At 66.8% G+C, this 13349-nt stretch carries 13 protein-coding genes; 6 read left to right on the top strand and 7 right to left on the bottom strand.

Annotation, left to right across the window (positions count from 1 at the left end):
* Positions 1-3 precede the first annotated feature (3 nt).
* Both EJI01_RS26095 and EJI01_RS26090 read left to right on the top strand, forming a co-directional pair.
* Entirely contained in the window at positions 4-2205 is a 2202-nt protein-coding gene (locus EJI01_RS26095) for a phosphocholine-specific phospholipase C (RefSeq protein WP_126840029.1), read from the top strand.
* A 65-nt stretch (positions 2206-2270) separates the two neighbouring features.
* Positions 2271-3020, top strand: coding sequence for an AAA family ATPase (locus EJI01_RS26090; RefSeq protein WP_126840028.1), 750 nt, complete (start codon positions 2271-2273; stop codon positions 3018-3020).
* 37 nt (positions 3021-3057) lie between these two features.
* Here EJI01_RS26090 and EJI01_RS26085 read toward each other — a convergent pair whose 3' ends face one another.
* The 5 genes from EJI01_RS26085 to EJI01_RS26065 all read right to left on the bottom strand — a co-directional run bounded on the left by EJI01_RS26085 (position 3058) and on the right by EJI01_RS26065 (position 7229).
* Positions 3058-3852: a thioredoxin family protein gene (locus EJI01_RS26085; RefSeq protein ID WP_185879063.1), complete on the bottom strand. Its 795-nt coding sequence runs from the start codon at positions 3850-3852 to the stop codon at positions 3058-3060.
* A 125-nt stretch (positions 3853-3977) separates the two neighbouring features.
* On the bottom strand, positions 3978-6089 hold the full coding sequence (locus tag EJI01_RS26080; RefSeq protein WP_126840027.1) for a sodium:solute symporter family protein: 2112 nt from the start codon (positions 6087-6089) through the stop codon (positions 3978-3980).
* A 1-nt stretch (position 6090) separates the two neighbouring features.
* A complete protein-coding gene (locus EJI01_RS26075; protein WP_126840026.1) occupies positions 6091-6348 on the bottom strand; it encodes a DUF4212 domain-containing protein in 258 nt (85 codons plus the stop codon).
* A 30-nt stretch (positions 6349-6378) separates the two neighbouring features.
* Positions 6379-6942: a tetratricopeptide repeat protein gene (locus EJI01_RS26070; RefSeq protein ID WP_126840025.1), complete on the bottom strand. Its 564-nt coding sequence runs from the start codon at positions 6940-6942 to the stop codon at positions 6379-6381.
* Entirely contained in the window at positions 6933-7229 is a 297-nt protein-coding gene (locus EJI01_RS26065; protein ID WP_126840024.1) for a hypothetical protein, read from the bottom strand. Before EJI01_RS26065 ends, EJI01_RS26070 begins: the two co-directional genes overlap by 10 nt.
* A 239-nt stretch (positions 7230-7468) precedes the next feature.
* On the opposite strand from EJI01_RS26065, the gene EJI01_RS26060 reads away from it, so the two are divergent.
* From EJI01_RS26060 to EJI01_RS26045, 4 genes are all read left to right on the top strand, one after another.
* Entirely contained in the window at positions 7469-7834 is a 366-nt protein-coding gene (locus EJI01_RS26060; protein WP_260602690.1) for a zinc-ribbon domain-containing protein, read from the top strand.
* Positions 7835-8089: 255 nt separating this feature from the next.
* Complete coding sequence (locus tag EJI01_RS26055) at positions 8090-8476, top strand: hypothetical protein (protein WP_126840022.1); 387 nt, start codon at positions 8090-8092, stop codon at positions 8474-8476.
* Positions 8477-8522: 46 nt separating this feature from the next.
* Positions 8523-8885: a DUF1161 domain-containing protein gene (locus EJI01_RS26050; RefSeq protein WP_126840021.1), complete on the top strand. Its 363-nt coding sequence runs from the start codon at positions 8523-8525 to the stop codon at positions 8883-8885.
* Between the two features lie 172 nt (positions 8886-9057).
* Positions 9058-10044, top strand: a complete 987-nt coding sequence (locus tag EJI01_RS26045) for a LysR family transcriptional regulator (RefSeq protein ID WP_126840020.1) — start codon at positions 9058-9060, stop codon at positions 10042-10044.
* Here EJI01_RS26045 and flgL read toward each other — a convergent pair.
* On the bottom strand, positions 10031-11242 hold the full coding sequence (gene flgL / locus EJI01_RS26040; protein ID WP_126840019.1) for a flagellar hook-associated protein FlgL: 1212 nt from the start codon (positions 11240-11242) through the stop codon (positions 10031-10033). The genes EJI01_RS26045 and flgL overlap by 14 nt on opposite strands.
* Before the next feature lie 17 nt (positions 11243-11259).
* Positions 11260-13218, bottom strand: coding sequence for a flagellar hook-associated protein FlgK (gene flgK, locus EJI01_RS26035; protein ID WP_126840018.1), 1959 nt, complete (start codon positions 13216-13218; stop codon positions 11260-11262).
* Between the last annotated feature and the right edge of the window lie 131 nt (positions 13219-13349).

Below are 13349 nucleotides of genomic sequence, written 5' to 3'. Positions count from 1 at the left end.
CCCATGAACTCGCGCCGCAAATTCCTCCAGGGCACCGCCACCACCGGCATCGCCGCCGCCGCCCTCGCCGCCTTTCCGCCCAGCATTCGCAAAGCACTGGCGATCCCCGCGCACAACGAGACCGGCACCATCAAGGACGTCAAGCACGTCGTGATCCTGATGCAGGAGAACCGCTCCTTCGACCAGTACTTCGGCACGCTGCGCGGCGTGCGCGGCTTCGGCGACCGGTTCACCATTCCGCTGCCGCAGGGCCGCAACGTCTGGCAGCAGTACAACGCGGCCGGCCAGCCCGTGCTGCCCTACCACCTCGACTTCACCAAGGGCAACGCACAGCGCGTGAGCGGCACGCCGCACAGCTGGGTCGACGGCCAGGACGCCTGGGACGGCGGCCGCATGGAGCAGTGGGTGCGCTACAAGACGCCGGCCTCGATGGGCTACTACAAGGAAGCAGAGCTGCCTTTCCAGTTCGCGCTGGCCAACGCCTTCACGCTGTGCGACGCCTACCACTGCTCGATGCACACCGGCACCAACTCCAACCGCATGTTCATGTGGACCGGCACCAACGGCCCCACGGCCGCCGGCGTGGCCTCGCTGAACAACGAGTGGGACGCCATCGACTCCTCCGCGCTCGGCTACGAATGGAAGACCTACCCCGAGCGGCTGCAGGAAGCCAAGGTGAGCTGGATGGTCTACCAGAACATGCCCGACAACTTCGGCGACAACCCGCTCGCGGGCTTCAAGCAATACCGCGTGGCCAACGAGGCCTCGGGCAAGCCGGTAAGCAACGAGGCGCTCTCGCCCGCCTACGACCCGGCCAGCGACGACGCCGGCAACCCGCTGTACAAGGGCATCGCCAACACCATGCCGGGCCCGCTCGGCGACGTGAACGCGTATTTCGAAACCTTCCGCCGGGACATCAGGAACGGCAAGCTGCCGCAGGTGTCCTTCGTCATCGCGCCGGCCGCCTACTCCGAGCACCCCGGCCCGTCGAGCCCGGTGCAGGGCGCCTGGTACATCCAGGAGACGCTGGACGCGCTCACCGCCGTGCCCGATGTGTGGAGCAAGACCGTGCTGCTGGTCAACTTCGACGAGAACGACGGCTACTTCGACCACGTGCCCTCGCCCTCGGCGCCCTCGCTCAACCCGGACGGCACGCCGGCCGGCAAGACCACGCTGCGCGAATCGGACGTCGCCTTCGAGCGCTTCACGCATCCGAACCCGCCCGGCACCACCAGCCAGCCGCAGCCCGACGGCCGCGTCTACGGGCCCGGCGTGCGCGTGCCCCTGTACGTGATCTCGCCTTGGAGCCGCGGCGGCTGGGTCAACTCGCAGGTGTTCGACCACACCTCGATCATCCGTTTCCTCGAGCAGCGCTTCGGCGTCAAGGAGCCCAACATCAGCCGCTACCGCCGCGCCGTGTGCGGCGACCTGACGAGCGCCTTCAACTTCAAGAACCCGAACAACGAGCCGCTGCCCACGCTCGCAGGACGCAAGACGCTGGCCCAGGCCGACCAGCTCCGCGCCGCGCAGCAGCAACTGCCCCAGATCGCGCCGCCGGCCAACCCGCTGCTGCCGATGCAGGCGACCGGCACGCGGCCCTCGCGCGCGCTGCCCTACGAGCTGCACGTGAGCGCGCGCAGCAATGCGCTGCACGGCAAGGTCAAGCTCGTGTTCGCGAACAGCGGCGAAGCTGCCGCCGTGTTCCACGTCTACGACAAGCTCAACCTCGACCGGCTGCCGCGCCGCTACATGGTGGAGCCCAACGAGCGGCTCGACGACGAGTGGGCCGCGGCGACCGATAACGCCGGCCTCTACGACCTCTGGGTGCTCGGGCCCAACGGCTTCCACCGCCACTTCAAGGGCGACCTCAACCGCCTGCGCGCCCGCCACGCGCCCGACCCCGAGATCCGCGTCGGCTACAACGTGCGCCGCGGCGACCTGCATCTGAAGCTGCGCAACGAGGGAGAGCGGGCTTGCGTCTTCACGATCAAGTCCCTGGCCTACCGCAACGACGGCCCGTGGACCGTGCGCGTCAAGGGCGGCGGCGATGTCGAGCAGCGATGGGACCTCGAGGACAGCGGCAACTGGTACGACTTCGAAGTGAGCTGCGACGCCGACCCGGCCTACTTGCGCCGCATCGCCGGCCGCGTCGAGACCGGCCGGCATTCGGTGAGCGATCCGGCGATGGGCAAGCCGAACGCCTGAGGACGCGCGACACGAGCGACCGGCTGGCCCGTATCATGGCCGTGCGAAAGGCATGGCGGGATTTCATGATTTCAACCCAGTACGTCAGTCGAGTCGCCCTCCTGCGCAGCAAGGTCGAGTCCTTCGAGCGCTATCCCTTCTGCCTGCCGGCGATTCGCTCCTTGGACCACATCGACCTTCACCCGAGGGTGACCTTCTTCGTGGGGGAAAACGGATCCGGCAAGTCGACGCTCCTCGAAGCCATAGCGGTCTCCCTCGGCTTCAACGCCGAGGGCGGCAGCAAGAATTTCCGATTCGGAACCCGGCATTCGCATTCGGAGCTGCACGCGTACCTGCGCGTGGCCAAGGGCATCAAGCGGCCTCGCGACGGGTTCTTCCTGCGGGCAGAAAGCTTCTTCAACGTCGCCACCGAGATCGAGAAGCTCGATGCCGAACCCTCGTTCGGCCCGCCCGCGATCGCCTCCTACGGGGGGCGTTCGTTGCACGAACAGTCGCACGGCGAATCCTTCATGGCGCTCATGACGCAGCGCTTCGGCGGGCAAGGCATCTACATCCTCGACGAACCGGAAGCCGCCCTCTCGCCCCAACGGCAATTGGCCGTGTTGTCGCGCATGCATGACCTGGTGCTGGACGACTCCCAGTTCATCATCGCGACCCACTCGCCGATCCTCATGGCCTATCCCGATGCATGCATCTACCGCTGCAGCAGCGAGGGGGTTTCGCCGATCGCATACGAGGACACCGAACACTTCCAGGTCACTCGCGACTTCCTCGCCAGCCCGCAGCGCATGCTTCGTGTCCTCCTGGAGCGTTAGACGAACTCGCGCCGCGGCCCACCGGAACAGCCCTGGCTCATGGCTTCGTGCCAGGGGCCTGGTTCCGGAACGCCGCCTCTCCGGCGTCCGACACCTCGACCCACTTCTTGTCGGGCGCTGCGTCTGCGGCGTAGTTGTCGTGCCAGTTCCACCACTTGTAGGTCGGAGTTTGGGGATAGCCCTCGGGCGAGTCTTCCCAGACCTCCTGCCGGCCGAGCGGCGTGATGTCGAGGTAGTTCCAGGTGCTTCCCATCTGCTCGTCGCCGCGGTTGTCGATGAAGTAGGTGCGGAACACGCGGTCTCCGTCGCGGTAGAAAACGTTCGTGCCGTGCCACTCGTCCACGCCGAAATCGGCGTCGAAGCTGTCGGTGAGGGTGAACCACGGCATCTCCCAGCCCATCCTCGCCTTCAGCCGTGCGATGTCCGGCTGAGGCGCACGCGAAACGAAGACGAGCGTGGTGTCGCGGGCGTTCAAGTGGGCGACGTGGGCCACCTGGTCGGCCACCAGGGAGCAGCCGCGGCACGCGTGGTCGGGCCAGCCGAACACGCCCGGCTCGAAGAACGCGCGGTAGACGATCAACTGGCGCCGACCGTCGAACAGGTCGAGCAGGCTGGCCTTGCCCGCAGGCCCCTCGAATGCATATGCCGTCTCCACGGCCATCCAGGGCATTCGCCGGCGCTCTGCGGCCAGGGCGTCACGCGCGCGGGTCTGGGCCTTTTCCTTCACGAGCAGCTGCTCGCGGGCCGCCTCCCACGCCTGCGGCGACACGATGGGCGGCGTGCGCATGGCAGGCGGTCCGCCTTTGCGTCCGTTCTCGGTTGACTTAGCCATGGTTGATATCTCCTGATTCGCTCGTTGTCGGTCTGAGGCAGTTTGGCACCCGAGATCGAACGCTGGGAGTAACAACTGTGGCGGGATTCCGAGGGCCAACGACTCTGTTGGCCCTCGCCGCCGGCTCAGGCCCGCTTGAGGTCCGGATAGCGCACGTGCTCCACGAGCTCCTGCGTATCCTGCCTCGGCTGGCCGGTAAGCAGGCTGACGATGACGATCACCGCAAAGCCGACCGGCACGCCGAACAGGCCGGCCGAGATCGGCTGGATGCCCCACCACAACTCGATCGGGCTCGTGACGCCGAACACGCTGCGCATCCAGGGCTGGGTCACGACCATGTAGTAGAAGGTCACGCCCAGGCCGGCCGCCATGCCCAGCGATGCGCCCCACTTGTTGGCGCGTTTCCAGAAGATGCCGAGCACCAGCGCCGGGAAGAAGGCCGCCGCCGCGAACGAGAAGGCCGCCGAGACCAGGAACAGGATGTCGGCCGGCTTCTGCGCCGCGACCGCTGCCGCGCACAGCGCCACCACCAGCAGCAGCGTCTTGGAGAGCGCCACGCGGCGCGAGGTCGGCGCATTCGGGTCGATCATCTTGTAGTAGAGATCGTGCGACAGCGCGTTGGCGATGGTCAGCAGCAGGCCGTCGGCTGTGGACAGCGCAGCCGCCAGGCCGCCGGCCGCCACCATGCCGGAGATCACGTAGGGCAGTCCGCCGATCTCGGGCGTGGCCAGCACGATGATGTCGCCGCCGATCTTCATCTCGGAGAGCTGGAAGATGCCGTCGTTGTTGACGTCGGCAACCGACAGCAGCGAAGGATCGACCCTGGACCAGTTGGCGATCCAGGCCGGCAGCTCGTTGAAGGGCGTTCCCACCAGCACGTTGAAGACCTCGAACTTCACCAGCACCGCGAGCGCAGGCGCGGTGAAGTACAGCAGGAAGATGAAGAACAGCGACCAAGTCACCGACTCGCGCGCCTCCCTCACCGACGGCGTGGTGTAGTAGCGCATCAGGATGTGCGGCAGCGCGGCAGTGCCCACCATCAGGCAGAAGACCAGCGCGAGGAAATTGCGCCTCGATTCGTCGAAGGCCTTCTTCGCCGCCGCGTCGCCGTTCGGGTCTCCGGCATAGATCTGCGCATGGTTCGGCATGCCGGCCAGCGGCCTGGCCTGCGCCTCGTTGGCCGCCTTGGCCGCGGTCCAGGCCCTGCGGGCCGCGGCTTCGTCCTGCGGCACGGCGGCCAGCGCCTTCTCGGCCGCCTCGATCTCGGCCGGCGGCGCGCTCGCAGCCCTCAGGTCGACCACTCTCTTCTCGGCGGCCGCCTTCTCGGTGGTCAGCGAGGCGGGCAGGCCCTTCAGCTTGGCATCGAACTCGGCCGCGCGGGCCTTGAAGATGGCGACCACCTCGAGTTCCTTGGGATCGGCGCGCAGCTCGTCGCCGCGCTTGGCCACCTTCTCGAGCTGGTAGCCGTAGACCGCCTGGGGAATCGGCACGCCGGTCTGCTTCACCGACAGCCAGACCACTGGAATCAGGTAGGCAATGATCAGGATGATGTACTGCGCGACCTGCGTCCAGGTGACGGCACGCATGCCGCCGAGGAAGGAGCAAACCAGGATGCCGCCCAGGCCGACGAAGATCCCGATCTCGAAGGCCAGGCCCGACAGGCGCGCGGTGATCAGGCCCACGCCGTAGATCTGCGCAACCACGTAGGTGAAGGAGCACAGGATGGCCGCCACGATGCCGATGAAGCGCGGCAGGTTGCCCTCGTAGCGCGCGCCCAGGAAGTCGGGGATCGTGAACTGCCCGAACTTGCGCAGGTAGGGTGCCAGCAGCAGCGCCACCAGGCAATAGCCGCCAGTCCAGCCGAGGATGAAGGCCAGGCCGCCGTAGCCGGTGAGATAGAGCGTGCCGGCCATGCCGATGAAGGACGCCGCGCTCATCCAGTCGGCGCCCGTCGCCATGCCGTTGTAGACCGCCGGCACGCGCCGGCCCGCGACGTAGTACTCCGTCGCGTCGGTGGTCCGGCTCATGATGCCGATGCCGGCATACAGCCCCACGGTGGCGAACAGGAAGATGAAGCCGATCCAGTTCCTCGGCAGGCCCACCTGCTCGAGGATCGCCAGCACGACGACGAAAACGATGAAGCCGCCGGTGTACCAGCCGTACACCTTGTTGAGCTGCTTCTTGAAGATGCGCTTGTCGGCAGCGGCGCCGCTGTGATCGAAGCTGATATCGGCCATGTCAGTTCTCCTCGGCGACGCCGTGTTCCTGGTCTAGGCGGTTCATGTACCACGCGTAGAACCCGATGATGAGGACATAGACGATCAATGCGCCCTGGGCTCCGACCCAGAAGCTGAACGGCCAGCCGAAGAAGCTGAAGTTCAGGTCACGGGCGAAGTACCCGATCACGAAGGTCACGAAGAACCAGATCCCCAGCAGGATCGCGGTGATCCTGAGGTTCTTGCGCCAATAGTGGCGTTGCGTTTCGGTCAATTCCATCTTTTTGTCTCCTGGCTTGCTTTCACTGCATCAAGAAGCGAGACCCGTCTCGCGTTCCAACTGAGCGGCGATCCTGGGCTCGAAGCCCCGCAGATGGCGGATGATCCTGCGAGCCTCCTCCGGCTCGCGACAGTCCATGTGCACCCGCGCCAGCTGATACCAGCCATAGGGACTCATGGGTTGCAATTCGGTGTTGCGCTTCAGCGCTTCGACCGCCTCGCCGTAGCGGCGCTGGCGAATCAGGGCCAGGCCCAGGCCGTACCAGGCCCGGTCGAGCCTGGCGTCGAGCGCCACGGCGCGGCGAAAGGCCGCCTCCGCCTCCTCGACGCGATCGGCGGCCTCGAGCATGAAGGCCAGGTTGAACCAGTCGCCGGCGCTGCGTTCGGGATGAACCTGCACCAGCCGCTTCGCGTCCTCGATGGCCGCCTCGCGCCTGCCGAGCTGCACGCGGACGAAGCTGCGGCTTGCAAGCGCATAGGCGTCGTCGGGCCGCAGCGCCAGCATGTCGCCGAACACCGCGTCGGCCGATTCGGATCGGCCAAGCAACAGCAAGACGATGGCGCGCAGCTTGCAGGCTTGGTATTTCACCTGCATGCCTGCACCCCGATCTGCAGACAGAGGTTGATCTTCGCGACCGTGGCTGCCAGCCATATCGAGGCCAGCAGCACGAAGGCCGCCAGCGGGATATGGCGGTCGAGCACGAAGCGGGGGGTGATGAAACGCACCGTCTTGACGAAGGGATTCGTCAGCACCTGCAGCAGGCGATAGAAGAGGTTCTGGTCGCGCCGGCTCCCGGCCAGCAGGCCGAGCAGCCATTGACCGGCCAGCGCCAACAGGGCAATCTCGGCGATCAGCTTGACGGACGATGCGAGCAGCAGCACGTAACCTCCAGGTTCGGCGCGAGCGCGATGAACCCATTGTTGGAGGGCAGCTTACGGATTTCTTACGTAAGCCCGCATCCGTCTGCAATCCTGCTCGGGGCTTACCCTCTGCTGCGCCGCAACACCCTGCTCGCCGAGGGCCACATGCGGAGATCGCCTGCAAGGCAGAGGACATGCGGCGAATGCGAGCTTCGCCGAGAAGGGAAGCGTCGATGAACGCGGCACGAACGATCCGGCGAGTGGGCTTTCGCAAGTGGTACGAGCGCGAGCTGCTTCAGAGTCATGCGCATCTGGTCCTGGTGCTGCTCTGCACCGTCGGCCTGCTGGGAAGCGCGGAGGCCTACAGCCTGCGCTTGGCCGTGTCGTCGCAACTGCTGATACTGGCATGCGCCATTGCCAGCGCGCTCATCGGTTTCTGGGCGCTGCGGCGCTACCTCTACCTGCTCAATCATGCCGAGTTCGTCGCCGACCAGGCGGTGTGCCGGGCATGCGATACCTATGCGAAATGGGAGATCCTGAACCCGAATGATGCGGGGCAGCCCGCGCCGGATCGCCTGCGCGTTCGCTGCAAGCGTTGCGGCCACGTGTGGTTCATCGAGCTTTGAATGGCGTCTTCGCCTTGCGCGGGCCGGAGGCATCCCGCCACAACGTGAACTTTTGCTCGACTTGCCCTGTAGGACTACACCTACTAATCTTCGCCCCATGGTTTCTCCCGGGTGGGCATCAAGGACCAACCCCTTCAGGCCCGCCTCGTGCGGGCCTTCTTTTGCAGACTGCGTCCGACAGGCATCGGGCATCCGTCCCACAGTCGGGCCGCCGTCCCCCAGTCACATTGCAGGCTCCGTTCGAAAAGGAGCCCCATGAATACGAAACCCCCTCTGGCCACTCTTTGGCTGATCGCCCTGTTGGGTACCGGCGCCGCGCTCGCCCAGTCGGCGCCGCCCGGCTCCGATGCCCGCATGTCGCGCGAACGCGCGGCCTGCGACGGCGTGCAGCAAGACAAGGCGGCGTGCCTTCGCGAAGCCGGCGCCGCGCGACAGGAAGCCCGGCGCAACGGCCTCACCGGCTCGAGCAGCGCCGGTTACGACGCCAACGCGATGGAACGATGCAAGCTGCAGCCGGCCGCCGACCAGGCAGACTGCGAGGCGCGCGTGCGAGGCGGCGCGGGCAGTTCTTCCGGGGGCAGCGTCATGGGCGGCGGCGTGATTCGCGAGACGGTGACGCCGGTGCCCGCGCCTTCCCGCTGATCGCTGGTCGGGTCGCCAGCGAAGACTCTCTTGGAGGCAAGTGCCTATGCCAAGACTATCTCTATCTCTGCCTTTCATCGCACTGGTCTTCGCCGGTTCTGCGAGCGCCGCCGGCAACTGCGATGCCATCCTGTCCCAGATCGATGCCAAGATCAGGGCCTCCGGCGTTTCCCGCTTTACGCTCACCACGGTGGAGGCCGATGCACCGGTCGTCGACAAGGTCGTGGGCACCTGCGATCTTGGAACGAAGAAGATCGTGTATGCGCAGACCGACTTGCCGGCTTCGCCACCGAACAATGACGGATCGGCCTCCGGCGCGCGTCCCTCGCCGCCGCAGTCGCGCAGCGAGCCCATCCTGACCGAATGCAAGGACGGCTCCGTCTCGGTCGGCGGCGACTGTAAGAAGTAAGCGGGAATGCCGGCAAGGCAGCGCCCTTCGCGGCATTTCTCGTTCGCCAGCAGCTCGGCACGCTGCCTCCGCCCTCGGCGTTTCCTGCGGCGATAGTCGCACTTGCCCTAGTCGTCCGCGCTGAAAGGTGGTTCACCATCTTTCTTCTCGATCTCGTGCGAGCGAGGCGGCTATGCGCTTCAACAAGCTTGACCTGAACCTGCTGGTGGCACTGGACGCGCTTTTCACCGAGTGCAGCATCAGCAAGGCGGCCGCGCGCGTGCACCTGAGCCAGTCGGCCATGAGCAACGCGCTGGCTCGGCTGCGTGCCCATTTCGATGACGAGCTGCTGGTGAAGGTGGGCCGCACGCTGGAGCTCACGCCCCGGGCCCGGGCTCTGAAGGAACCCGTGCGCGACGTGCTGCTGCGCATCGACACCGCCATCGCCGCGCAGCCGCGCTTCGATCCCTCGCGCTCGGACCGCACCTTCCAGCTGCTGGTCTCCGACTACACCACGGTCACCCTGATGCCGCACCTGCTGGCGCTGGCACGCCAGCAGTCGCGTACGGTGCGCTTCCTGCTCTCGCCGCTGCCGCACCTGGACCAGCCGCAGCGTGCGCTGGGGCGTGGCGAGGCGGACCTGCTGGTGATCCCGCGCAACTATTGCTCGCCCGACCATCCGATCGAGACGCTGTTCGAGGAAGAGTACGTGTGCATGGTGTGGAACGGCAGCCGCTTCGCGCGCGCCGGCACTCTCGGCTACGAGGAGTACGTGGCCGCGGACCATGTCGAGGTGCAGCCCGCCAGCATCGGCCAGCCCACCCTCGAGAGCTGGTTCATGAAACGCCGCGGCATCGAGCGGCGCATCGAGGTCTGCACCTTCAGCTTCGTCGCGGCGCCCTTCCTGGTTCTGGGCACCGACCGAGTCGCCACGGTGCAACGTCGCCTGGCCCGCATGGCGCAGCAATTCCTGCCGGTGACGGTGCTGCCTGCGCCTTTGCCGCTACCCCGGATGGAGCAGTCCATGCAATGGCACAAGTACCGCACCCACGACCCCGCGCTGGTCTGGCTTCGCACCCTCTTGCACCAAGCCGTCGTGCAGATGGAAGCGCAGCAGCAGCAAGCGGCGGCGCTCGCCGGCGGCGAAGCGGAGGCTGCCAGCCGGCCTACAGGTAGTTGAACAGCGCGATGCTGTGCAGCCGCGCGAAGGTTTCCTGCGAGGCCTTCAGCGACGTCTCGCGCTGCAGGTATTCCGAGATCGCGCTCGCCATGTCCAGGTCTTCCAGCTCCGACAGGTAGCTCTTGTCGATCAGGCTGCGCGAGGAGCCCGAGGCGTTGAGCGCATCGAGTTCGTTCATGCGCGAGCCGACCGAGGAACGGATGGTCAGCACGTTGTCGTGCGCGTTCGTGATCTTGACGTTGGCCGTGGAGAGCGCGTTCAGCAGCTCGGCCTGCGCGGCCGCGCCGCCGCCGGCGAGCGGCTTCTTCAGCGATGCCACGAGCTCGCCGATCGCGGCGAACACGTCGGTGCCGGCGTTCTTGGCGGTAAAGACCTGGAAGCTGTCGCCATCCGCCGGCGCGCCGCTCATGCTGATCTGCACGCCGCCGAAGGAAATCGGCGTGTTCGCCACGAACGGGCCCGTGGCCGCGACCACGGGCGGCGTGTCGCTGGTGCTGACCGTGTAGTTGCCGCCGGCGAAGCTTATGGTGAAGTCCTTTCCGTAGTGGGGCGCCGTGGCATCGGTCACGCCGACCGCGCCGAACACGCCCGAGCCGGTGTTGGCGGCGCCCGCCGTGGTCACGTAGCCCGCGCCGCCCTGGACCGACTGGAACACGCTGCGTCCGTCGTCGGTGGCCGACATCTGGCGCGAGACGTCGATCTGCATCAGCCGCTTGCCCTGGTCGCCCATGTACTGCACGCCGCCGCCGGCCTGCGCCACGAAAGGCGGGTTGGCGCTCTTGAAGCCGGCGAACAAGAACTGCCCGTTGCCGTCGTCCGCGTTGGCCACGTTCACGAGCTGGTCGAGGTTGCTCTGGATGGTGGTGGCGAGCGATTCGCGATCGGCGTCCGACAGCGTGCCGTTGCCGGCCTGCACCGTGAGCGTCTTGATGTTCTGCAGGATGGTGGTGGCCGATTGCAAAGCGGCCTCTTCGTGCGAGAGCGAGAGCACCGCGCGGCTGCGGCTCCCGGCGTACTGCGAGCTCTCCGCGATCGACTGGGAGACGACCAGCGAGCGCGCCGCGCCCACCGGGTCGTCCGCCGGCGTCAGGAACTTGGATTCGGAAGACAGTTGCTGCTGGATCCGGAACAGCTGCTGCTGCTGCGAGCCGATCCCTTTCAGGCTCTGTGCGTAGAAAGTCTGGGTGCTGATGCGCATCACGGCTCCTGAAGTTCTTAGTTCCTGATGCCGAGGATCGAGTCGAACATCGTCGACGCGGTCTGGATCACCTTGGCATTGGCCTGGTACATCTGCTGGTACATCAGCAGGTTGGCGGTTTCCTCGTCCTGGTTGACGCCGGAGATCGAATCCCGCGTCGCGCGGATCTGGTCCGTTACGCTGGTCTGCGTGGTTTCGGCCACGCGGATTTCCATCGTGCGGTTGCCCACCGAGCTCACCAGCTGCGCGTAGGCGCTATTGAAGGTGGAGTTGCCGCCGCCCATGGTGTTCTTCTTCTGCAGCGCCGTGAGCAAGAGCGCATTGCTGCCGTCCGACACGCCGCCGACGTTCTTCTTGATCGTGAAGGTATCGCCCTGCGCCGGCGCGCCGGTCATGCCGAGCTTGATGCCGTCGAAGCTGAACGAGGCGCCTGCCGTGTAGGGCACGGGCGTGCCGGCCGCGTAGCTGGTCGAGCTGCCGTCGGCGAGCGTCACGGTGACGGCCGAGGTCGCCGGAAAGCCCGACAGCGTGTTGGTCCCGGCGTCGTAGGCGAGCGTGACGTTCGCGGCCAGCGGCGCGGCCAGGTAGTTGGCATCCACTGTGGCCGCGCTCAGCGCGCCGCTGCCCTGGTTGCTGCTGGTGTTGCCGGTGACCAATGGCGAGGCCGCCGCCACCTTGGCCGGGTCGAGCACCAGCACTTCGAGGTCGCGAGCGCCGGTGCGCGTCGGCTGCACCAGGAAGGTGTCGCCCGGCTGGGCCGTGCCGCTGGCGGCGGACAGGCTCACGCCGTCGAAGTCGATCGGGAAGGCGGTGAAGTCACCGATGGGTGCCTTGTCCGAGAGGCGCGTCACCGAGTAAGTGAGCGTGCCCGCGACGTCCTTCACTTCCACCGAATAGTCGCTGGTCGTGAGCTGCGAGGTGTCGGTCACGGCGGCGCCGAGCACCATGGTGCCGGTGTTGCGCGCATTGGAGAACACGCCGGCCTGGGCCTCGGAGAAGAAGTCGGTGCCCAGCGCGCCGTTCAGGTCGACGCCGAGCTTGTGCTGGTCGTTGAAGGCGCTGCCGAGCGCCATGGCGAGGCGGCCGATCGCGTTCTGCGTGGTGGTCAGCGTCTCGGCGCGGAAGGCCATCAGCCCGCCCAGCGTGCCGCCGGTGAAGATGTTGTCCTTCTGCTCGGACACGGTGCCGTTCATCCCGACCAATGCCATCGCCTTGCGCGTGGGGTCGGCCGCCGAGTCGACAGCCTTCATGGCCGCGGCACGGTCGCCCAGCACCAGGGTCTGGCCGTTGCCGATGAAGACGTTGTACTTGCCGCCGTCCTGCTCCAGCACCTTGACGTCCACGATTCTGCCGAGCTCGGCCACCAGCTGGTCGCGCTGGTCCATGAGGTCGTTCGGCGGCTGGCCGCCGGCCATCGCCTGGAGCTGGCCGATCTGCTGGTTGAGGCTTGCGATTTGCGTCGCATAGGTGTTGATCTGCTCGGCGCTGCCCACGATCTGGTCGTTGACCGAGGTGTTCAGGTCGGTGAGGTACTGGTCGGTGGCGCGGAACTTGTTGGCCAGGGCCTGCGCCGCGCTGATGAGCTGCTGGCGCGCGGCCGGGTCGGCCGGCGTGTTGGCCACGCCCTGCATGCCGGCGAAGAAGCTCTGCATCAGCGGCGTGAGGCCCGAGGTCTTGTCGGCGAGCAGCGAATCGATGCGGCTGATCTGCGAGTTGTAGCTCGCGAGCGCCGCGCCCGTGGCCTCGGCGCCGTTGAGCTGGGCGGTGAGGTAGCGATCGTAGCTGCGCGCCACGGTCGTGACGCGGGCGCCGGTGCCCATGAAGCCGGCGCCGGTCGAGATCGCGCCGTTGGTGGCGACGATCGAGGTCTGGCGGCTGTAGCCCGCCGTGTACACGTTGGCCGTGTTGTGCGCCGTGGTCATGAGCGCGCTGCGCGCCACGGCCAGGCCGCTCAGGCCCGTATGGAACATCGACATTTGGCTTTACCTGTTAGTACGTTTGCTTGTTTGTTTATCGGCCGCGCGGGCGAGAAATTCAGTCCGCGAGCCTGAACGCGCTCACCGCCTCGACGAGGTTGCCGGCCTGCTCCTGCATCGACTGCGCCGCA

Source organism: Variovorax sp. MHTC-1 (assembly GCF_003984645.1).
In the GTDB taxonomy this organism is placed as follows: domain Bacteria; phylum Pseudomonadota; class Gammaproteobacteria; order Burkholderiales; family Burkholderiaceae_C; genus Variovorax.
This window is presented reverse-complemented; position numbering and strand designations above follow the sequence as displayed.